The sequence below is a fragment of the Kitasatospora sp. MAA19 genome (genome assembly GCF_029894125.1).
Taxonomy (GTDB): Bacteria; Actinomycetota; Actinomycetes; order Streptomycetales; family Streptomycetaceae; genus Kitasatospora.
In genome coordinates, this window is the sequence record NZ_JARXYZ010000004.1 from 114,016 (window position 1) to 139,056 (window position 25,041).

The following is a 25,041-nucleotide window of genomic DNA, read 5'->3' on the forward strand; positions in this document are numbered from 1 at the left end:
CGCATGGATACGCACACGATCGACACTGCGGACACCCCTCCGTCGCAGCCCGAGGAGGAGACTCCCTGGCTGACCGCCAGGGAGCAGCGGATGTGGCGCGCCCATCTGGAGGTCGCCAAGCTGCTGGACTACCAGCTCAGCCGCGAACTCCAGCCGCACAACCTGGCGATCAACGACTACGAGATCCTGGTCGTCCTCTCCGAGGCCCCCGACCGCCGGATGCGGATGACCGACCTCGCGACCGCCACCCTGCAGTCCAAGAGCCGGCTCTCGCACCAGATCACCCGGATGGAGAACGCCGGGCTGGTGCTGCGCCAGGAGTGTCCGGGCGACCGCCGCGGCCTCTACGCCCACCTCACCGAGCAGGGCTGGGAGACCATGCAGCGGGTCGCCCCCGACCATGTGCGCAGCGTCCGGTCGCACTTCATCGACCGCTTCACCCCGGAGCAGCTGGACGCCATGTACGAGGCGCTGGCCCCGGTCGCCGAGCACCTGCGGGGGCTTCGCGGCCGCTCCTGACCGACGGCGCGACCTGACCGACGCACGGGGAAGGGGGCCGGTCCCGGGACCGGCCCCCTTCCCCGTACCGCCGTCAGCCCCGGGTGAGCCCGGCCACCAGCTCGTCGGCGGCGCCGTACGGGTCCAGCTCGCCCGCCACCACCCGCTCGGCCAGGCCGGCCAGATGGCGGTCCCCGCGCAGGTCGCCGATCCGGGTGCGCAGTTCGGCCAGCGCGATCGCCTCGATCTCGTCGGAGGCCCGGCGGCGGCGGCGCACCGCCAGCTCACCGTGCTCCTCCAGCCAGGCACGGTGCTTCTCCAGCGCCTCGACCACCTCGTCCACGCCCTCGCCGCGGGCGGCGACGGTCTTGACGATCGGCGGCCGCCAGTCCCCCGCGTCCCGGGCCTCGCCGAGGCCGAGCATGTGGTTGAGCTCCCGGGCGGTGGCGTCGGCGCCGTCCCGGTCGGCCTTGTTGACCACGAAGACGTCGCCGATCTCCAGGATCCCGGCCTTGGCGGCCTGGATGCCGTCGCCCATCCCGGGGGCGAGCAGCACCACGGTGGTGTCGGCCTGGGCGGCGATCTCCACCTCCGACTGGCCCACCCCGACGGTCTCGACCAGGATCACCTCGCAGCCGGCCGCGTCCAGCACCCGCAGCGCCTGCGGCGCCGTCCAGGACAGCCCGCCGAGGTGGCCGCGGGTGGCCATCGAGCGGATGAACACCTCGGGATCCGTGGCGTGGTCCTGCATCCGGACCCGGTCGCCGAGCAGCGCGCCGCCGGAGAACGGCGAGGACGGGTCGACCGCCAGGACCCCGACCCGCTTGCCGAGCCGCCGGTAGGCGGAGACCAGCGCCGAGGTGGAGGTGGACTTGCCGACCCCGGGCGAACCGGTCAGGCCCACCGTGTAGGCCTGACCGGTGTACGGCGCGAGCGCGGCCATCGCCTCGCGCAGCTGCGGGGCCGCGTTCTCGACCAGCGTGATCAGCCGGGCGACCGCCCGCGGCCGGCCCGCCCGGGCCTGTTCGACCAGCGTGGCGACATCGATCATCGGGAGCTCCTAGGGCGGATGCGGATGCCGAAGGGGCTGCGGACCGCTTGTGGCGGTCCGCAGCCCCGAAGATCAGATCAGCTGATCAGGCCTTCGGGACGCGCACGATCAGCGCGTCGCCCTGGCCACCGCCGCCGCACAGCGCGGCCGCGCCGACACCGCCGCCGCGCCGCTGGAGCTCCAGCGCCAGGTGCAGCACCACGCGGGCACCGGACATGCCGATCGGGTGGCCGAGCGCGATCGCGCCGCCGTTGACGTTGACGATGTCCGAGGAGACGCCCAGGTCCTTGGTCGACTGGTAGGCGACGGCCGCGAACGCCTCGTTGATCTCGATCAGGTCGAGGTCGGAGACCTCCAGGCCCTCCTTGGCCAGCGCGTGCCGGATCGCGTTGGACGGCTGCGACTGCAGCGAGTTGTCCGGGCCCGCCACGTTGCCGTGCGCGCCGATCTCGGCGATCCAGCTCAGGCCCAGCTCCTCGGCCTTGGCCTTGCTCATCACGACCACCGCGGCGGCGCCGTCGGAGATCTGCGAGGAGGTGCCGGCGGTGATCGTGCCGTCCTTGGCGAACGCCGGGCGCAGCCGGGCCAGGCCCTCGACGGTGGTGTCCGCGCGGATGCCCTCGTCCTGGCCGAACAGCACCGGCTCGCCCTTGCGCTGCGGGATCGCGACCGGGGTGATCTCGGCGTCGAAGACGCCGTCGGCCTGCGCCTTGGCGGCCCGCTGGTGGGAGGCCGCGGCGATCTCGTCCTGCACCCCGCGGGCGATGCCCAGGCGGGTGTTGTGCTTCTCGGTCGACTCGCCCATCGGGATGTTCTCGTAGGCGTCGGTGAGGCCGTCGTGGGCCATCGCGTCGAGCAGCTCGACCGCGCCGTACTTGTAGCCCTCGCGGGACTTCGGCAGCAGGTGCGGGGCGTTGGTCATCGACTCCTGGCCGCCGGCCACCACGATGTCGAACTCACCGGCCCGGATCAGCTGGTCGGCCAGCGCGATGGCGTCCAGGCCGGAGAGGCACACCTTGTTGATGGTGAGCGCCGGGACGTTCATCGGGATGCCGGCCTTGACGGCGGCCTGGCGGGCCGGGATCTGCCCGGCGCCGGCCTGCAGCACCTGGCCCATGATCACGTACTGGACCTGGTCACCCGTGACGCCGGCCCGTTCCAGTGCGGCCTTGATCGCGAAGCCGCCGAGGTCAGCGCCCGAGAAGCCCTTGAGGGAGCCGAGCAGGCGGCCCATCGGGGTCCGCGCACCGGCAACGATCACAGAGGTGGTGTTGGTCATGGGACGAGCCCCTTCGCACGTCGTGGCCAGGTGAGGATGCGCTCAATGTACTGACCTGTTACCCGCCCGTCACCGGAGCGACGGTGTGATCGAGCGCACTGGCACCCTCCAGTCAACACCGTGTCAACGCGGCCCGGGTGAACCCCCGGCGTGTGAGCAGACTCGCACGTCCGGCGGTGGCGCCGGTCGAGAGCGATGCGCTGCACTGGTGCCACCTGGTTCCCTACGTCGCCAACCCGCCTCCCGGAGGTCACCGTGCTGACCCGTATCGACCACATCGGCATCGCCTGCCGCGACCTCGACAAGACGGTCGAGTTCTACCGCGCCACCTACGGCTTCGAGGTGTTCCACACCGAGGTCAACGAGGAGCAGGGCGTCCGCGAGGCCATGCTCAAGATCAACGACACCGGCGACGGCGGCGCCTCCTACCTCCAGCTGCTGGAGCCCACCCGGCCCGACTCGACCGTCGCCAAGTGGCTGGAGAAGAACGGCGAGGGCGTGCACCACATCGCCTTCGGCACCGCCGACGTGGACGGCGACGCCGAGGCCGTCCGGGCCAAGGGCGTGCGGGTCCTCTACGACGAGCCGCGGATCGGCTCGATGGGCTCGCGGATCACCTTCCTGCACCCCAAGGACTGCGGTGGTGTGCTGACCGAGCTGGTGACCTCCGCCGGGCCCGACGAGCACGCCGCCCACTGAGCCGACGGGTGCCGTCCACCCGGGCGGCACCCCCGTCCCACCGGTCATGACCCGTCAGTAACCTCGTCGGACAGTCGGAAAACCCCCACGCGGCCATTCCCCCGCAGTGCGCTCCCACTACAATGCCCAGGTGCGCGAAGGCTCCGGGGGACGGAGGCGACGGGCACGGCCGATGACAGGCCCGTCCGCCCTGCGGTGGCCGGCCCGTCGCAGGGGAGTCCAGTACGCGGGCACGGCTGAACAGTCGCAACACGGATCTGTCACCATTCTCCACAAGGCAAGAGTTCGCCCAGGAGTCCACCCGGACGAGGGAACGCGGGATCACCGCGCTTCCACGCCCAGGGCTCCGACCACCGCGGAGTGCGGCCCCGGCATGACCGGAGGGCCGTCCACCGGCTGCGGATGCAAGGAGCCAGTCGGACCGGCACCCGGACAACGGGGGCCCTGGACCGGCCGGGTCGAGGACGCGACCAGGAGATGGATGGGACCGCGGAGTGCGGGGCAACGACCGCTACGAGGTTGACGATCACCTCTCCCAGTTCGAGGCCGAGATGGGTCGGACTCGAAAGGAGCGGGACAAGGCAGTCGAGCATGCCGAGGACCTCGCCTACCAGGTGGAGGTGCTCCGGGCCAAGCTGCACGAGTCCCGCCGCATGCTCGCCCAGCCGCGCGCCTTCGACGCCGTCTCCGGCCAGGCCGAGCAGATGCTCCGCACTGCCGAGATGCAGGCCCAGCAGCTGCGCGCCGACGCCGAGCGCCAGCTGCGCGACTCCCAGGCCGCCACCCAGCGGATCATGGCCGAGGCCGCCGAGCGCACCGCCCGACTGGAGGCCGAGCTCACCGCCCGCCGCCGCCAGCTGGAGGACGAGCTCGCCGAGCTGCGCCACACCGCCGAGCAGCACGTCAACGGCTGGGCCGAACAGACCCGGGCCGGCTCCGAGCAGGAGGCCCAACGGCTGCTCCAGGAGGCCCGCGCCGAGGCCGAGCGGATGGTCGCCGCCGCCCGGGCCGAGGCCGTCGCGCTCTCCGACCAGGCCCGCGCCCAGACCGCCGCCGACGTCGACGCCGCCCGCGGCGAGGCCCAGGCCGCCGCCGAGGCCGCCCTCCAGCGGGCCCAGAGCGACGCCGAGCGCCTGCTGCGCGCCGCCTCCGAGCACGCCCAGCAGGCCGGCGCCCAGGCCGCTGCCGAGGTCGGTGCCGCCCGCGGCGAGGCCCAGCAGCAGCTCGCCGCGGCGCACGCCGCCGCCGAGCAGCAGCTCGCCGCCGCGAAGGCCGAGATCGACCGGCTCAAGGAGCAGTCCGCCGCCGAGCAGAGCCGGGCCGAGCAGCAGCTCGCCCACGCCCAGGCCGAGATAGAGCGGCTGCGCGCCGAGGCGATCGCCGAGGCCGAGCGCACCCGCCGCGAGTCCGCCGAACTGCGCGCCCAGGCGGAGCAGGCCGCCGAACAGCTCCAGGCCGACGCCGAGGCGGCCGCCGAGCGCAAGGTCGCCGACGGCGAGGCCGCCAACGAGCAGCGCTCGCAGACCGCCCGCGCCGAGGTCGCCCGGATGGTCGCCCAGGCCACCAAGGAGGCCGAGGCCATCCGCGCCGAGGCCACCACCAAGCAGGCCGAGGCGGAGGCCGCCAAGGCCGCCGCCGCCGAGGAGAGCGAACGGCTGCGGGCCACCGCCGAGTCGGTGGCCGGCGAACTGCGCGCCGAGGCCGAGGCCGCGATCGCCGAACTGCGCGCCCAGGCCGAACGGGACGTCGCCGAGTTGCGCGCCCACGCCGAGGCCGAGGCCCAGCGGCTGCGCCACGCGGCCGAGGAGGAGGGCCGGGCGACCGGCGCCAAGGACGCCACCGTCCACCTCGCCAAGGCCGCCAAGACCGCCGAGGAGGTGCTCGGCCGGGCCAACCAGGACGCCGAGACCGCCCGCACCGAGGCCGCCACCGAGGCCGAGCGGATCCGCACCGAGGCCGCCGCCGAGGCCCAGCGCCTGCGCGAGCAGGCCCAGGCCGCCGTCGAGCAGGCCCAGAACGCCGCCCTCGACGACGCCGCCGCGATCCGCGAGCGGATCGAGCAGATGCAGGACGAGGCGGCCCGGCTGCGGGCCGAGGCCGAGGAACTTCGCGCCCAGGCCGCCGCCGAGGCCGACCGGGTCCGCGGCGAGGCCCGCCGCCAGGCCGTCGTGCAGATCGAGGAGTCGGCGAAGAACGCCGAGGAGCTGCTCACCAGGGCCAAGGCCGACGCGGACGAGCTGCGCGCCGGCGCGGCCGGGGAGATCGAGCGGCTGCGCGAGCAGGCCCACGAGCAGGCCGCCGAGACCCAGGGCCGGGCCGAGCAGACCCTGGCCCGGGCCCGCGCCGAGGCCGCGAAGACCACCGCCGCCGCCGAGCAGCAGGGCCAGGACGCCCTCGCCGCCGCCAAGGCCGCGGCCGCCGAGAACCGCGCCGCCGCCGAGCGTGAGACCGCCGAACTCCGCCGGGACGCGGCCGAGTTCGACCAGCGGGTCCGGTCCGAGGCGAGCGCCGCCGCGGCCGCCGTCACCGCCGACGCGCAGGCCGAGGCGAACGCCGTCCGGGACGCCGCGGTGGCCGACGCCGAGCGCGTCCGCACCGAGGCCGACACCGAGGCCGCCCGCACCCGGGGCGAGGCCGAGGCCGCCGCGAACGCGCTGCGCGAGGAGAGCCGGCGCGAGCACGAGGAGGCCGCCGCCGGCCTGCGCCGCGAGCGCGAGGAGACCGCCGAGCTCCTGGCCGCCGCCCAGGCCACCCACGAGCAGGCCGAGCAGACCGCCGCCGACCTCGCCGAGCGCACCACCGCCGAGACCACCGCCCAGCGCGCCGAGGCCGAACAGGCCGCCGCCGAACTGCGCGCCCTCGCCGAGCGCGAGACCGCGGAGCAGCGCGAGCTGGCCGACCGCGAGACCACCGAACAGCGCACGGCCGCCGAGGCGTACGCCGCCGACGTCCGCGCCGAGGCCGAGCAGGCCGCCACCGAACTGGCCGAGCGCACCACCGCCGAGACCACCGCCCAGCGCGCCGAGGCCGAGGACCTGCTGGAGAGCGCCCGGAGCGCCGCCGAGCAGCGTCAGGCCGAGGCCGCCCGGGACGCCAAGGCCGTCCGGGAGAAGGCCGCCGCCGACCTGGCGCTGGCCTCCGAGCAGGCCGAGACGGTCCGTGCCGAGGCCGGTCGCGAGCTGTCCGAGGCCCGCGCCACCGCCGACGGCATCCGCGCCGAGGCCGCCGCCGTCCTGGAGCAGGCCCGGGTCGACGGCGAGGAACTGGTCGCCGCCGCCGGGGCCGAGGGCGCCGCCCTGGTCACGGCCGCCGAGGAGGAGGCCGCCGAGGTCCGCCAGTCGGTGGCCGGCATGCACGAGGCCGCCGCCGAGCAGATCGCCGAGCGGCGGGCCGCCGTCGAGCGGGAGGCCGCCGAGCTCCTCGACCGGACCGAACAGGCCGCCGCCGAACTGCGCGAGCTGGCCGAGCGGGAGACCACCGAGCAGCGGGCCCTCGCCGACCGCGAGACCGCCGAACAGCGCGAACTCGCCGACCGCGAAACCACCCAGCAGCGCGAACTCGCCGACCACGAGACCGCCGAACTGCGCGCCCGCACCGACGCCGAGACCACCGCCCTGCGCGAGCGGACCGAACTGGAGCTGGCCGCCGAGCGCGAGGCCCACGAGGCCGAGCTGGGCCGGCAGCGCGCCGAGGCCCAGGCCTACGACGAGCACCTGCGGGCGGAGGCCGACGCCGTGCTGCGCGCGGCCCAGGAGAACGCCGAGCAGCTGCGCGCGGACGCCGAGGCCCAGGCCGTGCGGACGATGGCCGCCGCCGACGAGCGCTCGGCCGCCCTGGTCGCCGACGCCGAGGAGCTGGCCGCGGCCCTGCGCACCGAGGCCGAGGAGTACGCGCTCGCCACCCGCACCCTCGCCGACGAGTACGACGCTGCCGCCCACGGCCGTGCCGACGCGTACGACGCGGAGACCCGGGAGGCTGCCGAGCAGTTCGACCGGGCCACCCGCGAGCAGGCCAACTCCGTCCTGGAGAAGGCGTTCGCGGACGCCGAGGCGCTCGGCGAGGACGCCCAGACCACCGCGCTGGCGACCACCGCCGCCGCCGAGGAGCAGGCGGACGCGATGGTCGCCGCCGCCCGCAAGGAGGCCGACCGGCTGGTCGCCGCCGGCGAGGCGGCCGGCCAGGCCGAGGTGGAGAAGGGCCGGTCCGACGCCGACACGCTGCTCGCCGAGGCCCGCCGGGACGCCACCGCGATCCGCGAGCGCGCCGAGGAGCTGCGCGAGCGCACCGACGCCGAGGTGGAGGCGCTGCACGAGCGCGCCCGCAAGGAGAACGCGGCGGCCATGAAGTCGGCCGGCGAGCGGGTCGACGCGCTGGTGACGGCCGCTCAGGAGCAGCTGACCGAGGCCGAGGAGCAGGCGGTGGCCACCGTCGCCGAGGCCGAGGAGCGCGCGGCGGCCCTGGTCGCGGCCGCCGAGGAGCGGGCGGGCGAGCTCACCTCGGAGGCGTCCGCGGAGGCCAGCAAGGTCCGGATCTCGGCCGTCCGCAAGGCCGAGGGCCTGCTGAAGGAGGCGGAGACCAAGCTCGCCGACTCCACCGACCGCGCCGAGGCGCTGATCGTCAAGGCCGAGGCCAAGCTGCAGTCGGCCGAGGCCGAGGCCGAGGAGCGGCTGGAGAGCGCCGCCGCCGAGGCGGAGAAGCGGCTTCGGGACGCCGACCGCGGCGCGGACGAGCAGGTCGAACTGGCGAAGGCGGAGGCCGAACGGCTGCTCGCCGAGGCGCAGGCCGAGGCGAAGCGGGTCACCGACGAGGGCCGGCGCGAGCTGGACGAACTGGTGCGCCGTCGCAAGGACATCAACACCGAGATCTCCAGGGTCCAGGACGTGCTGTCCGCGCTGGAGGCGTTCGAGGCACCGTCACCGGTGGCCCAGGCCAACGGGGGAAGCACCACCAAGAAGGACGGGGGCGCCAAGGCGGGTGCCGGAATTGGCTCCCCCCGGTCGGGCGGCAATCGTTCCAAGAACGCACCACCCGATTGAGCGGACATTGTCCGCGGGACAACGGCAACTCGCCGTCGACACTCCGGTACCGTGTCAGGATTCCCCCAACCACCTCAGCGGTTTGACGACAGGAAGCCCAGAACCCCATGAGCGACAGTCACTCCCCTCACGGCTTCGACCTGGTGCGCCGTGGGTACGAGCGCGCCCAGGTCGACGAGCGGATCACCAAGCTGGTGGCCGACCGTGACAGTGCCCTGACCCGGATCAGTGCGCTGGAGAAGCGCATCGAGGAGCTCCACCTGGAGACCCAGACCGCGCAGGCCGCGGTCACCGAGGCGGAGCCCTCCTACGCCGGTCTCGGCGCCCGGGTCGAGAAGATCCTGCGACTCGCCGAGGAGGAGGCCAAGGACCTGCGCGACGAGGCGCACCGCGCTTCCGAGCAGCACCGTGAGCTCGCCGAGGCTGCCGCCCAGCAGGTCCGCACCGAGGCCGAGAACTACGCCAAGGACCGCAAGGCCAAGGCGGAGGACGAGGGTCTGCGGATCGTCGACAAGGCCAAGAGCGACAGCGCCCAGCTGCGCGCCGAGGCCAACAAGGACGCCCAGAACAAGCGCGAGGAGGCGGACGCCCTCTTCGAGGAGACCCGCACCAAGGCCGCCCAGGCCGCGCTGGAGTTCGAGACCAACCTGGCCAAGCGTCGCGAGCAGTCCGAGCGCGACCTGGCCGCCCGTCAGGCCAAGGCCGAGAAGCGGCTGGCCGAGATCGAGCACCGGGCCGAGCAGCTGCGCCTGGAGGCCGAGAAGCTGCGCACCGACGCCGAGCGCCGCGCCCGTCAGACCGTCGAGACGGCCCAGCGCCAGTCCGAGGACATCGTGGCGGACGCCAACGCCAAGGCGGACCGGATCCGCAGCGAATCCGAGCGCGAGCTGGCGGCGCTCACCAACCGCCGCGACAGCATCAACGCCCAGCTGACCAACGTCCGCGAGATGCTGGCGACGCTGACCGGCGCGGCCGTGGCCGCCGCCTCGCTGCCGGGCGACGACACCCTGGGAGTGCCCGCCCAGCAGTCGCGCTGACGCCGACGCCGGCAGGCCCTCACCCGCCCGGGTGAGGGCCTGCCGTCTTTTCAGCCGTCATCATCTCGGATGAGTGGGCATCACCGCGGATAGGCCCCATCGGGCCGCTGGTGCCCGCTGCTGAGCTGGTTGCCCTCGTCGTCCGAGACGGTGCCGAACCACGAGGTGCACCAGACCGACACCGAGTCGGGCCAGTACTGCACCTCGAACGGGTGGCCGGATCCGTGGTCGCCGTACGAGGTGACGACGAAGGTCTCCCCGGGGCGCAGCCAGTAGTCCTCGCCGAGCGGCTCCAGGGTCAGTTCGACCAGTCCCTCGCCGCGGTTGGTCACGGGCATCCGCCCGGTCACCTCCAGCGCCGAGAAGTCCCAGCCGGCCGTGTCCTCCCTCATCCGGCCGCCACCCGGGCCAGCAGGTCGCGGACGGCGGTGTCGAACGCCTCCGGCGCCTCCAGGGCGCTCAGGTGGCCCGCCCCGGGGATGACGGTCAGTTCGGCGTCCGGCCGGGCCCGGACCATCAGCTCGGCCTCCTGCGGCGCCACCAGGGGGTCCTGCGCGCCCGCGACGACCGCGACCGGCACCCGCAACCCGGCCAGGACGTCCAGCGCGTCCGGCCGGACCGCCATGGCTCGCTGGGCCCAGGCGACGGCGGCCGGCGGCGCGGCCGCGACCAGTGCCTGCACCCGGTCCAGCAGATGACCGGAGTCCGGCCCGAGCTGCCCGGCCGCGACCTGCTCGTCGAGCAGCAGCCGGACGCTGTCCCGGGCGGTGACGGCGGCGGCGATCCGCTCCCGGTTGGCCCGCACCGCGTCGGTGTCGGCGGTGGCGCGGGTGTTGGCCAGCAGCAGGCCGGCCAGCCGGTCCGGGTGGCGGCGGGCGAAGGCGAGCGCCACGTAGCCGCCCATGGAGAGCCCGCCGACCACCGCGCGCCCGATCCCGGCCGCGTCCAGCAGCAGCGCGAGGTCGTCGGCGACCAGGTCCAGCGAGGGCTCGTCGGCCCCCAGCTCGGTGCCGCCGAAACCGCGCTGGTCCGGGGCGAGCACCCGGGCCTCGTCGCCGGTCAGTCCGGGCAGCGCGTCCAGTTGGGCGGACCACATCGAGGCGTTCAGCGGGAAGGCGTGCAGCAGCACGATCGGTGTTCCGGTACCGCTCTCGCGGACCGACAAGGCGGAGGGGAGCTGGGTCATGGGCCCACCGTATTCCGGCACGCCCGGCGGGCCCACTCAGCGGGCCGCGATATCCGCTTTGTCCTAGCCTGACAGCGAGTAAGGGAGCGCGGATGATCGAGTTGCACGACCTGACGAAACGTTACGGCAAGACCCTCGCCGTGGACCGGCTCAGCTTCCAGGTCCCCCAGGGCGTGGTGACCGGATTCCTCGGTCCGAACGGCGCCGGCAAGTCCACCACCATGCGCATGATCCTCGACCTCGACCGCCCCACCAACGGCCGGGTCACCATCGACGGCAGGCGCTACGGGCAGCTCAGCGAGCCGCTCAAGTACATCGGCGCACTGCTGGAGGCCAAGTCCGTCCACCCCGGCCGCACCGCCCGCGACCACCTGCTCTGGCTCGCCCAGAGCAACCGCATCCCGACCCGCCGGGTGGACGAGGTGCTCGCCCTGGTCGGCCTCACCCCGGTCGCCCGCAAGCGGGCCCGCGGCTTCTCGCTCGGCATGGGCCAGCGCCTGGGCATCGCCTCCGCGCTGCTCGGCGACCCGGAGATCGTCATGTTCGACGAGCCGGTCAACGGCCTGGACCCGGAGGGCATCCTCTGGATCCGCAACCTGATGAAGCGGCTCGCCACCGAGGGCCGGACGGTCTTCGTCTCCTCCCACCTGATGAGCGAGATGGCCGTCACCGCCGACCACCTGGTGGTCATCGGCAGGGGCCGGCTGCTCGCCGACCTGCCGATGCCGGAGTTCATCCGACGCAACTCCCGCTCCGCCGTACGGATGCGCACCCCACACCCCGAGCGGCTGCTCGACGCCCTGGCCGGCGCCGGGATCCGGCCCGAGCCCGGGCCGGGCGGCTCCTACGAGGTGGTCGACGGCGACCTCGCCCGGCTCGGCGACCTGGCCGCGGCCCACGGCGTCGTCCTGCACGAACTCAGCCCGCAGCAGGCCTCGTTGGAGGAGGCGTTCCTGCAGATGACGGCCGACTCGGTGGAGTACCACGCGGGCGACGGGCCGGGCCGGGACGCGGCCGGCGCACCCGGCGTCTGGGGCGCCGGGTGGACGGCGGACGGCACCCGGCAGTCCGCGGCGGCACGGCAGGAGGAGAACTGAGATGACGTCCTTCCCGGCGATCCTGCGCTCCGAGTGGACGAAGATCCGCAGCGTCCGCTCGACGGTCTGGACGCTCGCGCTGACCTTCGTCGTCACCGTCGGCATCGGCGCGCTGCTGTCCCTGCTCACGAACAACAACTTCACCGAGTTCCGCCGGAGCGACCAGTCCCCGTTCGACGCGACCGGCACCTCGTTCTCCGGCATCATGCTCGGCGAACTCGCCATCATCGTCTTCGGCGTGCTGGCGATCGGCAACGAGTACAGCACCGGCATGATCCGGGTCACCCTGGCCGCCGTCCCCCAGCGCGGCACCCTGCTCACCGGCAAGGCGACGGTGCTCGGCGCGATGGCCCTGGTGGTCTCGGTGGTGACGGCCTTCGTCACCTTCTTCCTCGGCCAGGCGCTGCTCGGCTCGCACGCCACCGGCCTCGGCGAACCGCACGTGCTGCGCGCGGTGTTCGGCGCCGCGCTGTACCTGACGCTGCTCTGCCTGTTCTCGGCCGGCGTCACCACGATGCTGCACAACCAGACGCTGGCGCTGGGCGTGCTGGTGCCGTTCTTCTTCCTGCTCTCGCCGATCCTCTCGGCGGTGCCGAAGGTCAAGACCCTGGCCCACTACTTCCCGGACTACGCGGGCTCGCGGATGCTGCTGGTGTACGAGCAGCACGGCCAGCCGTACGGGCCGTGGACCGGCTTCGTGATCTGCCTGGCCTGGACCCTCGCCGCCCTGGTCGGCGGCGCGCTGGTGCTCAAGAGCCGGGACGCCTGAGGCGGTTCAGTACCGCGGAGCGCCGCGGCCGCGCAGGATGTTGGAGGCCCGGCGCTCCCGCGCACCCCAGCAGGAGCGGTGCCAGTGCCGCCGGTCGTCCACGCCCGCACCGTACGCCGGCCAGGCCACCACATGGCCCACCCCGGGCGGGATCTCCTGGTCGCAGCCCGGGCAGCGGTAGTGCCGCCCGGCCGTCCCGGCGACCGTCTGGACCACCCAGTCGTCGCCCCGGTAGCTCTCGGTGCGGCGCAGCGATCCACCGAGTGGGGCGGCCGGCTCGGCGCTCTCGCGGGGGTCGGCGCTCTTGATCCGGTTGCGGCGCGGCGACACGTCGGACTACCTCTCTTCCAGGGGCTCGTGGCCGTTCCAGCCTACGGCCGTCCATCCCTCCCGAAGGCCACTATCACGGCATCCTCCGGCGCTCCCGCGTTTTTGCCGAGATCCACCCGATCTTCGAGGAAATACGGGGTTCCGCGTGCCATTGGCACATGACATCGGATACCCACAAGGGGAACAGGCGGGGCCCGCAGACCCTGCGCGCACCCGAGGAGGCCCAACGATGACCAAGACCAGTCCCCGTGCCGAGACCCGTCGGCCCGTCGGGGTCCGGCCACCCGCCCCCGGTCCGGTGCTGACCGCCGTCCCCCCGATCACGGCCACGGCGGGCGATCCGCTGCCCACCCCCCAGCGGGCGGGCGCGCTCCCGCCGGAGACCGCGCCGGTACGGGTCGGCGCGTTCCTGCTGTCCGCGCAGTTCCCCGGGCAGAGCCACCGCGAGGCGCTGGACCGCACCGTCCGGGCCGCCGTCGAGGCCGAACGCGCGGGTCTGGACAGCGTCTGGCTGGCCGAGCACCACTTCGTCCCGTACGGGGTCTGCCCCAACGCCGTCACGCTGGCCGCGCTGCTGCTCGGCCGGACCCGCCGGATCGGCGTCGGCACGGCGGTCAGCGTGCTCTCCACCGCCCACCCGGTGGCGCTCGGCGAGCAGGCCGCGCTGTTGCACCTCACCTCGGACGGGCGCTTCACGCTCGGGGTGGGCCGCGGCGGGCCGTGGATCGACCTGGACGTGTTCGGCGGCGGCGTGGACGCCTTCGAGAGCGGCTTCCCGGAGCGGCTGGACCTGCTGCTGCGCTGGCTGCGCGGCTCCCGGGTGGGCGCGGACGGCCCGCAGTTCGCCTTCCCCGAGGTGGCGGTGGTGCCGCGCGCCACCGAACCGCTCCGCCGCCCCGGGCTGGGCAGCTGGCTCGGTCTCGGCGAGGAGTCCGGCCCGGTGCGCTTCCCGCGCCAGCGCCAGGACGTCGAGGGCCTCGGCGAGGAACTCGACCCGACCGGGCGGCCGGTGGCCGGCCCGCCGATGGTGGTCGCCTGTACCTCGCCGGGCGGGGTGAAGCTCGCCGCCGAGCGCGGCCTGCCGATGCTGCTCGGCATGCACTCCGGCGACGACGACAAGCTGCACATGCTGGAGCTGTACCGCACCGCCTGGCTGGCCGCCGGGCGCGGCGAGGAGCAGCTGCGCCGGGTGAACCGCCGGCACGTCGCGGCCGGGGTGGCGCAGGTCGACGACCGCACCTCGGCGGCCCGGGCCACCCTGCTGAACGCCATGCCGGGCTGGTTCGAGTACGGGCTCGGCGCCCACCGCACCGTGGACGGCCGGGAGCGCAAGATGCGCGACCCGCGGCAGTACACCGAACTCCTCTGCGACCTGCACGCGGTGGGCACGCCGCGGCAGTGCGCCGACCGGCTGCTGGCCACCGCCGAGCGGACCGGCATCCGCCGTTTCGCGCTCCTCGCGGAGGGCAGCGGCGACCGCGAGGCGACGCTGCACAACATCGCCCGGCTCGGCTCCGAGGTACTGCCGCAGCTGGGTTGATCCCGCGCCCGTCCCGGGGCCGGTCCGGGCCGCCGCCCCTCCCCCCGCACCGGGGGACGGGGGCGGCCCGACGACCTTCCGGGTCGGTCGGTACCGGCACCGGATCAGCGGTGCCGTCCGGTCAGCAGTCCCGCAGCTGCTCGGACTGGTTGAGCAGCTGCTCCCGGACCGAGGTGAAGCGCGCGTGCCGCGCCTCGTTGGTCTCCGACGGCAGGAAGACCGCAACCCGGTGACAGTTCTGGAAGGCCAGCCGCACCCCGAAGTGCCGTTGCAGGGCACCCCGGATGGCGTCGCTGGCGAGGGCCCGCAGGAGCTGGCCGCGGGCCTGCTCGCTGGGCGGCGGTACCTGGTTGTCGGCGAAATCGGTACCGTCGACCTTCGCCTGGGCGACCAACGAGCTGATCAGGTCCCAGGCGTACGGCAGCGAGACGCGGACGCAGTCGACGAATTCCCGCTCGTCGACCTCGCCCCGCTCGGCCTTTTCCAGCAGGGCCGGTGAGACGTCGAGCGACATGGATTCTCCTCTCGCGGTCCACCCGCGCGGCGCCCGGGTGGTCATGCGTAGTCCAAGCTCACAGTGAGGGTGGGCGGATCGCGCGTGGTGCCCGGAACACCGTGGAACGGGCGTTTCCGGCACCCTGCGAAAGCGGCGGCGCCACGGGACGTGACGTCCCGGACACCGACCGCACTCGGAACAGCGTGGCAGTCAACGGCGGAGCGGGCCGGTCATTCCAGTGGATTGCTTCGGAAATACGCCGTGGTGCACCAGATTGGCCGGATCCCGTCGGATCGTTCATCTGAAGTCTCCATCCCCGTTGACAGCGATCCCGCATGCGTGCCGTCACACACGGTAGCGACCAGAGGGGATGGGCGCCAGACCGCGACGGGCGGGTAGCGGAATTGCCGAGCCTCCATGTTCGCGGGGTTCGCGCTTTCTTCACCCGGTCGTCGTGGAATCGCATCAACTGGCCCCGGTGGGCTAGCGTGGTCGACCGTGCGTCTCGTAATTGCCCGCTGCTCAGTCGACTATGCCGGTCGGCTCTCCGCCCATCTGCCCTCCGCCACCAGGCTCATCCTGGTCAAGGCCGACGGCAGCGTCAGCATCCACGCCGACGACCGCGCCTACAAGCCGCTCAACTGGATGTCCCCGCCGTGCGCGCTCAAGGAGGCGGACGGGGTCTGGACGGTGGAGAACAAGGCCGGCGAGAAGCTCATCATCACGCTGGAGGAGGTGCTGCACGACTCCTCCCACGAACTCGGGGTGGATCCGGGCCTGATCAAGGACGGCGTCGAGGCGCACCTCCAGGAGCTGCTCGCGGACCGGATGGAGGTGCTCGGCGCCGGCTGGTCCCTGATCCGCCGCGAGTACCCGACCGCGATCGGCCCGGTCGACATCCTCTGCCGCGACTCGGACGGCGCCACGGTGGCCGTCGAGATCAAGCGCCGCGGCGAGATCGACGGCGTCGAGCAGCTCACCCGCTACCTCGAACTCCTCAACCGGGACCCGCTGTTGGCCCCGGTCAAGGGCATCTTCGCCGCGCAGGAGATCAAGCCCCAGGCCCGTGTGCTGGCCACCGACCGGGGCATCGGCTGCGTGGTGCTGGACTACGACGAGCTGCGCGGCATCGACGACGACAAGCTCAAGCTGTTCTGACCGGTCACCGCTGACCGGTCGCTTCTGACCGGTCTCCCCGCAGGCCGGTCACCCCGCGGACGTCGTCGACGTCGGGCTGGGCGTGCCGGTCGCGGTGGCCGTCGGGGTCGCCGTGGCGCTCTGGGTCGGCGAGGGCGAGCTGCTGCTCGGTTTCGGCGAGGGCGACGTCCCGGTGCCGCCGCCACCGCCGGACTGACCGCCGCCGGGCTGGCCACCGCCACCGCCGTTCGAGCCGCCGCCCGGCTGCGGGCCGGGCTGCTGGACCGGCGGCTGCGACTGGCCCGGCGCGGGCGGCTGCGGCTGCTGCGGCGGTGAGCTGTCGGACGGGCTCTCGCTCGCCGACCTGCTCGGCTTCTTCGACGGCGACGCGCTCGGCGAGTGCGACGCGCTCCCGCTCGCCGACGGCTCCGGGCTGGTGCCGTCCGTCGCCGGGGCGGAGCCCGCGGCCGGACCGGCGGTGCCGGTGGTGGCCGGTGCGCTGCCGGTGCGCGGCGCCGGGAGCGGACCGGTCTGGGTGCCGTCCGGATCGTCGAGCCGGCTGTGCGGATCGTTCCCCTGGTGCGGCTCCGGGCCGGTGGCGCTCATCGCCACCGCCGTCCCGAGGGCCCCGAGCGCCAGGACGGCCGCCGACGCGGCGATCACCCGGCGCCTGGTCCCGGACCGCAGGCTGGACGGCACCTTGGCTATCGCTCGGATGACGGGCCGCCGGGAGGGCGCCGACGCGGCGGCCGCGGCGGGCTCCAGCTGCCGGCCGTCGGCGCGCAGCAGGTCCAGCATCCGGCGCGCGGCGGCGACCCCGCGCTGCTCGCCGGCCGCGGCCCGCAGGGTGAGCGCGGTCTCCAGCTCGGCCATCGCCCGGGACGGCTCCCGGACGCAGAACGCGTGCACGCCCGCCTCGTGGTGGAACCAGGCCTGGTCGGTGCCGGAGCCCGTCCGGCGGGCCGCCTCCAGGCCCAGCTGCAGGACCCGCTCCCAGGCGCCCCAGCGCAGCGCCAGCGCCAACGCGGGCGCGGCGGCCCGGGCCAGGCGAACGACCGCGTCGTGCCGGCCGGCGGCCCGGTCCGCGAGCAGGACGCCGATCACCACCTCCGCCTCGGCCGCGACCTGCGCCAGCGACACCGAGCTGTGCCCGACCCACCAGGCGAAGTGCTGGGCCGCGCCGTCCAGGCAGCCGCGGGCCGGCCAGTGCGGGGCGAGCAGGTCGAGCACCCCGGCGGTCAGCCGGTGGTGCCCGCCGATGGACACCGCGAGCCCGGCGTCGGCGAGTTCGGCGAGGGCGCTCTCGCCCTGGCCGACGTCGATCAGCGCGGGCAGGTGCGGCGCGGTGGGGCACTCGCCGCCGAGCGCGACGGCGAGCCGCAGGACGGCCTGCGCGGGCTCGCTCAGCCCCTCGGCGAGCCGGACGGCGGGCGAGGCGGTCTCGGCGACGGACGGCAGCGGGACGGTCCGGCGCAGCGCGTTCTCGCGGACCGCCGGGTCGGGGTCGTGGACGGGCTCCTCGACCGCGCCGAAGACGCCCATCCGGTCCTCCTCGGCGGCGACCAGCGCGTCCACCGAGACGTCCCGCTGGCGCAGCAGCGCGGCGGCCTGGACGAAGCGCAGCGGCAGGCCCTCGGACTCGAACCAGAGGTCGACCGCCCAGGCCTTCTCGGCGACGTCCAGCGGCCGCCCGGCCTGGCGGGCGGCGAGGGCGAGGCAGGCGGAGCGGGAGAGCCCGGCGACCAGGTGGTCCTGCAGCCGGGAGCCGGGCGGCAGCGGCGGGCTGCCCGGGGCCGCCGAGATCAGGAAGGCGCAGCCGGGGGCCGCGGCGAGCAGCTCCTCCAGTTCGGCGCCGGACTGCTCGGCGCCGTCGACGACCACGATCGCGCCGACCTCGGCGAGGTGGGCGGCCAGCTGGCCGGGGTCCGGCCGGTAGCCGGGGGCGTGGTGGGTGGCCGCGAAGAGGTCCTGGAGCAGGTCGGCGGCGGTGCGGCGGTGCCCGCAGAGTTGGACGACGCCGCCGGGGGCGAGGTCGGCGGCGGCCTCGGCGACGGCCGACAGCAGCGCGCTGCGGCCCGAGCCGGCCTGGCCGACCAGGCGTATCGAACGGCCCTCGGCGAGCAGGCCGAGGAGTTCGGCGATGTCGGCCTCGCGGTCGAGCAGCGGCAGGTCGGCGGGCCCGGCGCCGAGGGCCAGCGGGCCGACCGCGCGGCCGACGCCGCCGACCGGGCCGCGGGCGGGCTCGCTGCGCTCGATCCGGCGCGGGCGGGGCCGCCACTCCTCGGGGCAGGGCCTGACCTCGGAGCCGTCCGGGGCACCGACGCCGACCAGCAGCCCGCCGGAGACGAGTTCGCCGCCTCGGGTGCGGGCGGCCTCCTGCCGGAACTCCCCGGATGGCTGTGCCACGTTCTGCTCCGCATCGTGCTCGGCCGACGGCGCCCCGCACCGGCCGGCTGACGTCTCGGTCGCGGCCGCGTGCGAGCTGGGGGCAGCTGGCTGAGGCGGCCGTCATCTGACGGGCAGACTCTTGCACATACTGGCCCGGCCGCGCAGGGCGGTCCGGTCCGGGGCTGGACCGGGGCGGCCCCGCGGCCGGTCCGGGTGCTGGTCAGGGGCCTAGAGGATGATCCCGTGGGCCTCGGCGATGCCGCCGTCGACGGCCAGGATGCGGTGCAGCTTGGTGGCCACCAGCAGCCGCTGGAGCTGGGCCGGGACGGAGCGCAGCACCAGCCGGCGGCCGATCCGGCCGGCCCTGCGATGGGTGCCCATGATCACACCGAGGCCGGTGGCGTCCCAGAACTCCAGTCGGGCGAGGTCGAGCACGAGGTCGCCGAAGCCGCCGTCCACGGCCTGGTGCAGCCGGGCCCGGGCATCGGCGGCGGTGCGCACGTCGAGGCGGCCTTCGATGGCCAGCGCCCTGTGGTCGCCGGTGATGCGCATGCTCTCCTCCTTCGCCTGGCCGGTCTGGTAGGGGTTGTTCCGGGGCGGGGTGTCCATCCGGGCGGGCCGTGGCCCCTCGCCCGGGCCCGGTCGGAATGCCGGGTTCCCCCTCATCTGACGGTGAACCAGTACCGCAGGTTGCTGGTTCCGGTCAGATCTGAAGCAACTTCACTCGTCCGAGGGAATATACGCAGTAAGTCTCCACACCTACGCTCGATTACCGCCCAAATCACCCGTGTGCGGCATCCGGCGTGAGGAAACTCACCCGACCCGACCGGGCGGGCGTACGGTGCTCCGACCGCACGGCCCGCCCGGTCGCCCGGCGTCGTCGCTCACCTGCTCCGACGGGGGCTCACGCGCCCTGGTACGGGTAGAAGCCGCGTCCGCTCTTGCGGCCGAGGTCACCGGCGGTGACCATGCGCGCCATGATCTCCGGGGCGGCGAACTTCTCGTCCTGGGTCTCGTCGTAGATGTTGCGGGCGGCGTGCAGCAGGATGTCCACGCCGGTCAGGTCGGCGGTCTCCAGCGGGCCCATCGGGTGGCCGAAGCCGAGGCGGCAGGCGGTGTCGATGTCCTCGGCGGTGGCGACGCCCGACTCGTACAGCTTGGCGGCCTCGACGACCAGCGCGGTGATCAGGCGAGTGGTGACGAAGCCGGCCACGTCGCGGTTGACCACCACGACCTCCTTGCCGACGCCCTCGGCGAAGGCCCGGGCCACGGCCAGCGTCTCGTCGCTGGTCTTGTAGCCGCGGACCAGCTCGACCAGCTTCATCAGCGGCACCGGCGAGAAGAAGTGCACGCCGACGACCGACTCGGGGCGCCGGGTCGCGGCCGCGATCCGAGTGATCGGGATGGCGGAGGTGTTGGAGGCCAGCACCGCGCCGTCCTTGGCGAGCTTGTCGAGCTCCCGGAAGACGCCCTCCTTGACCTCCAGTTGCTCGAACACGGCCTCGACCACGATGTCGGCCTCGGCGACGGCGCCCAGGTCGGTGGTGGTGGTGATCCGGCCCAGCGCGGCCTCGGCGTCCTCGGCGCTCAGCCGGCCCTTGGCGACGAACTTGTCGTAGGAGGCGCGGATGCCCGCGAGCCCGCGCTGCAGGGCCTCCTCGGTGACGTCCCGCAGCACCACCGGGTGGCCCGCCTGCGCGGACACCTGGGCGATGCCGGCGCCCATCAGGCCGGCACCGATCACGGCGATCTGCTTGCTGGACGCATTGCTCATGGCTGGGTCTCCCGATGCCGTCGCCGCCCTGGGGCGGGCCCTGAAGGCGGCTCAGGGCAGGGGTCACCGCCATCGAGCCGCGTCGCTCGTTGCCGGGACTCTAATGCCCAATCCGCCCGCGCAGTAGCAATCGGGAGTGTGATCTGCAACCGACCTGGTCAGCCGACCCAGACCGGCCCCGGTCGGCTGATCGGACGGTCAGATGGTCAGCCCCAGGTCCTGCGCCAGGATCGCCGCCTGCACCCGGCTGCGCAGCCGCAGCTTCGCCAGGATCCGGCTGACGTGCGTCTTGGTGGTCGCCTCCGCCATCTCCAGCCGGGCCGCGATCTCACCGTTCGACAGGCCCGCCCCGAGGCAGGCCAGCACCTCCCGCTCGCGCGGGGTCAGCTCGGCCACCGTCGCCCGGGCCTCGGGGCCGACCGACCGCTCCGGGCGGGCGAAGGTGCCGATCAGCCGCCTGGTCACCGAGGGCGCCAGCATGCCGTCCCCGCGCGCCACCGTCCGGATGCCCTCGACCAGGGTGTCCGCCTCCAGGTCCTTGAGCAGGAACCCGGCCGCGCCGGCCCGCAGCGCGCCGTAGACGTACTCGTCCAGGTCGAAGGTGGTCAGCACGAGCACCTGGGCGGCCCCGGCGGCGACCACCTGCCGGGTCGCCGACACGCCGTCCAGCCGGGGCATCTGCACGTCCATCAGCACCACGTCCGGCCGCAGCTCCAGCGCCAGCCGGACGGCCTCCTCGCCGTCGGCGGCCTGCCCGACCACCTCGACGTCCGGCTCGGCCCGCAGGATCATCACCAGCGCCGCCCGTACCGCCGCCTGATCCTCGGCCACCAGCACCCGGATCGTCATGCCCGTCCCTCGCTCTCCCGCCCGCGCGGCAGCACCGCGCGCACGCTCCAGTGTCCGTCCCGCGGGCCCGCCTCGAAGCTGCCGCCGAGCAGCCCGGCCCGCTCCGCCATGCCCACCAGCCCGGCCCGGGCGCCGGGCAGTCCACGGCCGGCCTCGCCGCGGTACGGGCTGTCGACGGCGATCCGCAGCTCCTCGGGCCCGAACTCCAGCCGCAGCCGGACGAGTCCGGGCCCGGCGTGCTTGAGCGCGTTGGTCAGCGACTCCTGGACGATCCGGTACGCGGCCAGGCCGACCGGCACCGGGACGTCCCCGCGCTCGCCGTGCTCGGCCAGGTCGAAGTCCAGCCCGATGTCCTGACCGGCCGCCCTGGCCTTGGCCAGCAGGGCGTCCACCGCGGCGAGGTCGGGCGCCGCGTACGACTCGTCGGCCTCTCCCCCGCCGCTGTCGCGCAGCAGTCCGATCATGCGACGCATTTCGGCCAAACCCTGGACGCTGTTCTCCCGGATCACCGCCAGCACCTCCACCAGCGGGTCGTCCTCGGCCAGCCGACGGCGCCGGGCGACGGACTGCGCACCGGTCGCGTGGATCGCGATCGCCGACAGGTGGTTGGCCACCACGTCGTGCAACTCCCGCGCCATCCTGGCCCGTTCGGCGCCGACGGCCTCGCGCCGGTCCATCTCCGAGAGCAGCGCGGTCTGTTCGGCCCGCAGCCGCTCGGCCTCCGCCTCCTGCCGGTGCTTGCGCACCACGTCGCCGGTCCACACCGGGGCCAGGAAGATCATCGAACCGACCACCGCCACCAGCAGCGCGCCCGCCGTGCCGCCGTAGATCGCCGCGAGCGTCGAGAGCACCAGCACGGTGGACCCGCCGGTCAGGTGCAGCACCCGCGACATCCGGCGGCTGCCGTAGATCACCGCCGCGTACAGCAGGTCGGTGTACATGATCAGCGTCGCCAGCAGGCTGCCGGCGAACAGGCTCGCCGCGAAGGCCAGCCCGCCGACCGACACCGCCAGCACCGGTCTGGTCCGCCGGACCAGCTCCAGCGCCGACATCACCAGCATCGGCGGCAGCACCGCCCACAGCGGCACCTGGCCGGCGCGGTCGTACACCTTGAAGACGATCAGCACCACGCCGCCGAGCAGACCGCAGAGGGCGATCAGCCGGTCCTGCCGGCGCGGGGTGAGGGACGGGAGGGGCACACCCCCATCCCACCATCCCCGGCGGACCGCCCGGCTCCGGTGTGCGGAGGAGCCCGCTACATCGAAAGATGCAGACCGGGACGGCACCGGACGACGACGACACCGGCGGGCGCCCGCGCGAGGCTGGTGACACCGCCGACCCGTCCGGGAGCACATCGTGATCGTCACCCTCATCGTCGCGGCCGAGATCTCCTTCTGGATCCTGCTCGGCCTCGGCCTCGCCGCCCGCTACCTGCTGCGCCGGCGCCGCACCAGCACCGCGCTGCTGATCGGCCTGCCGGTCGTGGACCTCACCCTGTACGTGCTCACCGTGCTCGACCTGCGCGGCGGCGCCACCGCGAGCTGGACGCACGCCCTCGCGGCGAGCTACGCCGGCTTCTCGATCGGGTACGGCCCCTCGCTGGTCCGCTGGGCCGACCGGCACTTCGCGTACCGCTTCGCCGGCGGCCCCAAGCCCCTGCCCTCGCCCAAGTACGGCCCCGAGCACACCCGGCACGAGTGGCAGATCTGCCGCCGCACGGTGGCCTCGGCGGCGATCACGCTGAGCCTGATCACCCTGTTGGTGCCGCTGTCCGCGGGCGCCGCGCACTACGGCACCTTCCTCCAGTGGTACCTCAAGCTGGGCATCGCCGCGGTGGTCAACGTGATCGTCGCCGGCTGCTACTCGATCTGGCCCAAGCAGCCGCCGGCCGACGCGCACGCGGAGGGCGACCGAACCGTCGAGCGGCCCACCGCCGACGCCGCACAGAAGCGGCTCTAGCGGTTCCAGCCGCTCCAGCGGCCCCAGGGCCTGTCCGGCCGATCCTGCCGGGCAGGCCCTAGCGGTTCTCGCCGGGCACCCAGAGCACGTCGCCGCGCTCCTTGTTGGCCGCCCGGGCCAGGATGAACAGCAGGTCGGAGAGCCGGTTGAGGTACTTCGCGGTCAGCGGGTTGACGGTGTCCCCGTGCTCCGCGATCGCCGCCCAGGTGGCCCGCTCGGCCCGCCGCACCACCGTGCAGGCCAGGTGCAGGTAGGCCGCACCGGGCATGCCGCCGGGCAGGATGAAGCTGCGCAGCTTCTCGACCTGCGCCAGGTAGTGGTCGCAGTCCCCCTCCAGCCGGTCGACGTACGACTGCAGCACCCGCAACGGCGGGTACTTCGGGTCCTCCACCACCGGCGTGGACAGGTCCGCGCCGACGTCGAACAGGTCGTTCTGGATCCGGACGAGCACGGTGACGACGTCCTCGGGCAGCGATCCGGCGGCGATGGCCACCCCGATCGCCGCGTTCGCCTCGTTGGTGTCGGCGTACGCCACCAGCCGGGGGTCGGTCTTGGTGGTCCGGCTCATGTCGCCGAGCGCGGTGGTGCCGTCGTCGCCGGTACGGGTGTAGATGCGCGTCAGATTGACCATGCGGCCAGCGTAGCCGGGCAGGTTAGGCGGCGTTAACCCTCTGCCCGGACGGCGGATCTGGTCGCTACGCGACGTTGCCCCTCCCCCAGCCTCCGGCCGGGGGTGCCCCCATCCCGAGGGTCTCGTCGCTACGCGACGTTGACCCGCTGCCCGGGCGGGGCCGCCTCCAGCCAGGCGAGGAAGCCGGTGAGCGCGTCCTCGCTCATCGCCAGCTCCAGCGGCTCCCCGTTGTGCAGGCAGCGCAGCACCACCGAGCCGGAGAGCAGTGCCAGCTCCTCCTGGCCCTCCGGGTAGCGCCGGCCGAGCACCTCGATCTCCCGGCGGGGCAGCACCCGGCGCGGGCGGGGGGCGTACGAGAAGACCCGGAACCACTCGATCGAGTCGCCGCTGTAGCGGCCGATACCAAAAACCCACCCCTTGCCGTCGGTCTGGGGGACCGGGGCCGAGGTGGGTTTGCCGTTCTCGTCGAGGTCGGGCTGCGTCGAGGCGTCGGCGGGCATTTTGAGCCGGTAGCTGCAGTCGAACGTGCCGCCGACCCGCTGGATCAAGCGGCGTCGTACCGCGAACGCCACCAGGCCGATCACACCCAGCGCCACGACCGCCGCACACACCACAAGCGCGAGGACCATGCTCACCTACCTCCTCGCTACCCGCGTTCCCCGTATCGGTCGTATCAAGCGACCGCGTTGACCTACCAACTACGACGACAGTCCCGGGGTCACGCTCACGCGTCCCCGGGACCGTCGGTCGACCCCGCTAAACCAGGGTCCGGCGTACTCAGACGTGGGCCTTGAGGCCGCGCGCCGCGAACAGGCGCACCTCGGCACGCCGCTCGGCGTGCTCGTCCAGGTCCGACTTCGCCTTCTCCAGCGCGCGCTCGGCACGGGCGACGTCGATCTCGTCCGCCAGCTCGGCGATCTCCGCGAGCAGAGACAGCTTGTTGTCGGCGAAGGAGATGAAGCCGCCGTGCACCGCGGCGATCACGGTGCCGCCGTCCACCGTGCGGATGGTGACCGGGCCGGTCTCCAGCACGCTCAGCACCGGGGTGTGACCCGGCATGATGCCGGTGTCGCCGGAGGCCGTACGGGCGACGACGATGGTGGCCGCACCGGACCACACCTTGCGGTCGGCTGCGACCAGCTCGACGTGCAGCTCAGCCAACGTGGGCTCCTAGGCTCATGCAACCCCCGATTACTCGGGAGTTTCGGTAAGAATAACGGCCGCGCGCCTCCGGCATGAAACCGGCGGCACGGATTTGACCGGAATCACAGCCGATGCGACGTGA

General features: G+C 74.0%; 23 protein-coding genes. 9 read left to right on the forward strand and 14 right to left on the reverse strand.

The genetic code is table 11. The features are described 5' to 3' along the window. The first annotated feature begins 3 nt into the window (after window positions 1–3). Window positions 4–519, forward strand: a complete 516-nt coding sequence (locus P3T27_RS08480; RefSeq protein ID WP_280675980.1) for a MarR family transcriptional regulator — start codon at window positions 4–6, stop codon at window positions 517–519. A gap of 73 nt (window positions 520–592) precedes the next feature. On the opposite strand, the gene meaB is transcribed toward P3T27_RS08480, so the two are convergent. Together meaB and P3T27_RS08490 are read right to left on the reverse strand one after the other, a co-directional pair. Further along, entirely contained in the window at window positions 593–1,549 is a 957-nt protein-coding gene (gene meaB / locus P3T27_RS08485; protein WP_280675982.1) for a methylmalonyl Co-A mutase-associated GTPase MeaB, read from the reverse strand. Between the two features lie 85 nt (window positions 1,550–1,634). Continuing rightward, on the reverse strand, window positions 1,635–2,828 hold the full coding sequence (locus tag P3T27_RS08490) for an acetyl-CoA C-acetyltransferase (RefSeq protein WP_280675984.1): 1,194 nt from the start codon (window positions 2,826–2,828) through the stop codon (window positions 1,635–1,637). Window positions 2,829–3,083: 255 nt separating this feature from the next. On the opposite strand from P3T27_RS08490, the gene mce reads away from it, so the two are divergent. The 3 genes from mce to P3T27_RS08505 all read left to right on the forward strand — a co-directional run bounded on the left by mce (window position 3,084) and on the right by P3T27_RS08505 (window position 9,600). Continuing rightward, the gene (gene mce / locus P3T27_RS08495; RefSeq protein ID WP_280675985.1) at window positions 3,084–3,527 is read left to right on the forward strand and encodes a methylmalonyl-CoA epimerase; all 444 of its coding nucleotides are present in this window, start codon (window positions 3,084–3,086) and stop codon (window positions 3,525–3,527) included. A 494-nt stretch (window positions 3,528–4,021) separates the two neighbouring features. After that, the gene (locus P3T27_RS08500; protein ID WP_280675987.1) at window positions 4,022–8,563 is read left to right on the forward strand and encodes a hypothetical protein; all 4,542 of its coding nucleotides are present in this window, start codon (window positions 4,022–4,024) and stop codon (window positions 8,561–8,563) included. Between the two features lie 107 nt (window positions 8,564–8,670). Next, the gene (locus P3T27_RS08505; RefSeq protein WP_280675989.1) at window positions 8,671–9,600 is read left to right on the forward strand and encodes a cellulose-binding protein; all 930 of its coding nucleotides are present in this window, start codon (window positions 8,671–8,673) and stop codon (window positions 9,598–9,600) included. Between the two features lie 80 nt (window positions 9,601–9,680). Here P3T27_RS08505 and P3T27_RS08510 read toward each other — a convergent pair whose 3' ends face one another. Together P3T27_RS08510 and P3T27_RS08515 are read right to left on the reverse strand one after the other, a co-directional pair. Next, window positions 9,681–9,992, reverse strand: coding sequence for a hypothetical protein (locus P3T27_RS08510; RefSeq protein WP_280675991.1), 312 nt, complete (start codon window positions 9,990–9,992; stop codon window positions 9,681–9,683). Then, on the reverse strand, window positions 9,989–10,786 hold the full coding sequence (locus P3T27_RS08515) for an alpha/beta hydrolase (protein WP_280675993.1): 798 nt from the start codon (window positions 10,784–10,786) through the stop codon (window positions 9,989–9,991). The genes P3T27_RS08510 and P3T27_RS08515 overlap by 4 nt, the downstream gene beginning before the upstream one ends. A gap of 92 nt (window positions 10,787–10,878) precedes the next feature. Between P3T27_RS08515 and P3T27_RS08520 the strand changes: the two genes are divergently transcribed. Both P3T27_RS08520 and P3T27_RS08525 read left to right on the forward strand, forming a co-directional pair. Next, window positions 10,879–11,883, forward strand: a complete 1,005-nt coding sequence (locus tag P3T27_RS08520) for an ATP-binding cassette domain-containing protein (protein WP_280675995.1) — start codon at window positions 10,879–10,881, stop codon at window positions 11,881–11,883. A 1-nt stretch (window position 11,884) separates the two neighbouring features. Then, window positions 11,885–12,652 carry an ABC transporter permease subunit gene (locus P3T27_RS08525; RefSeq protein WP_280675997.1) on the forward strand — a complete coding sequence of 256 codons (768 nt, stop codon included), beginning with the start codon at window positions 11,885–11,887 and terminating at the stop codon, window positions 12,650–12,652. Between the two features lie 6 nt (window positions 12,653–12,658). Here the strand turns inward: P3T27_RS08525 and P3T27_RS08530 are convergent, their stop codons facing one another. Continuing rightward, window positions 12,659–12,982, reverse strand: a complete 324-nt coding sequence (locus P3T27_RS08530) for an ATP/GTP-binding protein (RefSeq protein WP_280675999.1) — start codon at window positions 12,980–12,982, stop codon at window positions 12,659–12,661. Between the two features lie 229 nt (window positions 12,983–13,211). Here P3T27_RS08530 and P3T27_RS08535 point away from each other — a divergent pair, with 229 nt between their 5' ends. Continuing rightward, window positions 13,212–14,522: an LLM class flavin-dependent oxidoreductase gene (locus tag P3T27_RS08535; protein WP_280676001.1), complete on the forward strand. Its 1,311-nt coding sequence runs from the start codon at window positions 13,212–13,214 to the stop codon at window positions 14,520–14,522. 121 nt (window positions 14,523–14,643) lie between these two features. Here the strand turns inward: P3T27_RS08535 and P3T27_RS08540 are convergent, their stop codons facing one another. Beyond that, entirely contained in the window at window positions 14,644–15,036 is a 393-nt protein-coding gene (locus P3T27_RS08540) for an SCO5389 family protein (RefSeq protein ID WP_280676003.1), read from the reverse strand. A 480-nt stretch (window positions 15,037–15,516) separates the two neighbouring features. Here P3T27_RS08540 and nucS point away from each other — a divergent pair, with 480 nt between their 5' ends. Continuing rightward, a complete protein-coding gene (gene nucS / locus P3T27_RS08545; protein ID WP_280676005.1) occupies window positions 15,517–16,176 on the forward strand; it encodes an endonuclease NucS in 660 nt (219 codons plus the stop codon). 48 nt (window positions 16,177–16,224) lie between these two features. On the opposite strand, the gene P3T27_RS08550 is transcribed toward nucS, so the two are convergent. The 5 genes from P3T27_RS08550 to P3T27_RS08570 all read right to left on the reverse strand — a co-directional run bounded on the left by P3T27_RS08550 (window position 16,225) and on the right by P3T27_RS08570 (window position 22,365). Next, window positions 16,225–18,561: an ATP-binding protein gene (locus P3T27_RS08550; RefSeq protein WP_280676007.1), complete on the reverse strand. Its 2,337-nt coding sequence runs from the start codon at window positions 18,559–18,561 to the stop codon at window positions 16,225–16,227. A 210-nt stretch (window positions 18,562–18,771) separates the two neighbouring features. Then, complete coding sequence (locus tag P3T27_RS08555) at window positions 18,772–19,095, reverse strand: STAS domain-containing protein (RefSeq protein ID WP_280676598.1); 324 nt, start codon at window positions 19,093–19,095, stop codon at window positions 18,772–18,774. Between the two features lie 352 nt (window positions 19,096–19,447). Beyond that, on the reverse strand, window positions 19,448–20,317 hold the full coding sequence (locus P3T27_RS08560) for a 3-hydroxyacyl-CoA dehydrogenase family protein (RefSeq protein WP_280676009.1): 870 nt from the start codon (window positions 20,315–20,317) through the stop codon (window positions 19,448–19,450). 198 nt (window positions 20,318–20,515) lie between these two features. Beyond that, on the reverse strand, window positions 20,516–21,166 hold the full coding sequence (locus tag P3T27_RS08565) for a response regulator transcription factor (RefSeq protein ID WP_280676011.1): 651 nt from the start codon (window positions 21,164–21,166) through the stop codon (window positions 20,516–20,518). Next, a complete protein-coding gene (locus tag P3T27_RS08570) occupies window positions 21,163–22,365 on the reverse strand; it encodes a histidine kinase (RefSeq protein WP_280676013.1) in 1,203 nt (400 codons plus the stop codon). The genes P3T27_RS08565 and P3T27_RS08570 overlap by 4 nt, the downstream gene beginning before the upstream one ends. 157 nt (window positions 22,366–22,522) lie before the next feature. Here P3T27_RS08570 and P3T27_RS08575 point away from each other — a divergent pair, with 157 nt between their 5' ends. After that, a complete protein-coding gene (locus P3T27_RS08575) occupies window positions 22,523–23,125 on the forward strand; it encodes a hypothetical protein (RefSeq protein WP_280676015.1) in 603 nt (200 codons plus the stop codon). 58 nt (window positions 23,126–23,183) lie between these two features. Here the strand turns inward: P3T27_RS08575 and P3T27_RS08580 are convergent, their stop codons facing one another. The 3 genes from P3T27_RS08580 to P3T27_RS08590 all read right to left on the reverse strand — a co-directional run bounded on the left by P3T27_RS08580 (window position 23,184) and on the right by P3T27_RS08590 (window position 24,917). Beyond that, on the reverse strand, window positions 23,184–23,756 hold the full coding sequence (locus tag P3T27_RS08580; RefSeq protein WP_280676017.1) for a cob(I)yrinic acid a,c-diamide adenosyltransferase: 573 nt from the start codon (window positions 23,754–23,756) through the stop codon (window positions 23,184–23,186). 128 nt (window positions 23,757–23,884) lie between these two features. Then, the gene (locus P3T27_RS08585) at window positions 23,885–24,385 is read right to left on the reverse strand and encodes a DUF2550 domain-containing protein (RefSeq protein ID WP_063347798.1); all 501 of its coding nucleotides are present in this window, start codon (window positions 24,383–24,385) and stop codon (window positions 23,885–23,887) included. 148 nt (window positions 24,386–24,533) lie between these two features. Beyond that, window positions 24,534–24,917 carry a F0F1 ATP synthase subunit epsilon gene (locus P3T27_RS08590; protein ID WP_280676020.1) on the reverse strand — a complete coding sequence of 128 codons (384 nt, stop codon included), beginning with the start codon at window positions 24,915–24,917 and terminating at the stop codon, window positions 24,534–24,536. Between the last annotated feature and the right edge of the window lie 124 nt (window positions 24,918–25,041).

What these genes read in the sequence shown, in the direction of transcription:
- P3T27_RS08480 (WP_280675980.1), top strand. Translation starts at nt 4, where the DNA reads ATGGATACGCACACGATCGACACTGCGGACACCCCTCCGTCGCAGCCC.
- P3T27_RS08520 (WP_280675995.1), top strand. Translation starts at nt 10,879, where the DNA reads ATGATCGAGTTGCACGACCTGACGAAACGTTACGGCAAGACCCTCGCC.
- P3T27_RS08505 (WP_280675989.1), top strand. Translation starts at nt 8,671, where the DNA reads ATGAGCGACAGTCACTCCCCTCACGGCTTCGACCTGGTGCGCCGTGGG.
- P3T27_RS08580 (WP_280676017.1), bottom strand. Translation starts at nt 23,756, where the DNA reads ATGGTCAATCTGACGCGCATCTACACCCGTACCGGCGACGACGGCACC.
- P3T27_RS08535 (WP_280676001.1), top strand. Translation starts at nt 13,212, where the DNA reads ATGACCAAGACCAGTCCCCGTGCCGAGACCCGTCGGCCCGTCGGGGTC.
- P3T27_RS08540 (WP_280676003.1), bottom strand. Translation starts at nt 15,036, where the DNA reads ATGTCGCTCGACGTCTCACCGGCCCTGCTGGAAAAGGCCGAGCGGGGC.
- P3T27_RS08510 (WP_280675991.1), bottom strand. Translation starts at nt 9,992, where the DNA reads ATGAGGGAGGACACGGCCGGCTGGGACTTCTCGGCGCTGGAGGTGACC.
- P3T27_RS08585 (WP_063347798.1), bottom strand. Translation starts at nt 24,385, where the DNA reads ATGGTCCTCGCGCTTGTGGTGTGTGCGGCGGTCGTGGCGCTGGGTGTG.
- P3T27_RS08560 (WP_280676009.1), bottom strand. Translation starts at nt 20,317, where the DNA reads ATGAGCAATGCGTCCAGCAAGCAGATCGCCGTGATCGGTGCCGGCCTG.
- P3T27_RS08565 (WP_280676011.1), bottom strand. Translation starts at nt 21,166, where the DNA reads ATGACGATCCGGGTGCTGGTGGCCGAGGATCAGGCGGCGGTACGGGCG.
- P3T27_RS08490 (WP_280675984.1), bottom strand. Translation starts at nt 2,828, where the DNA reads ATGACCAACACCACCTCTGTGATCGTTGCCGGTGCGCGGACCCCGATG.
- P3T27_RS08555 (WP_280676598.1), bottom strand. Translation starts at nt 19,095, where the DNA reads ATGCGCATCACCGGCGACCACAGGGCGCTGGCCATCGAAGGCCGCCTC.
- P3T27_RS08525 (WP_280675997.1), top strand. Translation starts at nt 11,885, where the DNA reads ATGACGTCCTTCCCGGCGATCCTGCGCTCCGAGTGGACGAAGATCCGC.
- P3T27_RS08515 (WP_280675993.1), bottom strand. Translation starts at nt 10,786, where the DNA reads ATGACCCAGCTCCCCTCCGCCTTGTCGGTCCGCGAGAGCGGTACCGGA.
- meaB (WP_280675982.1), bottom strand. Translation starts at nt 1,549, where the DNA reads ATGATCGATGTCGCCACGCTGGTCGAACAGGCCCGGGCGGGCCGGCCG.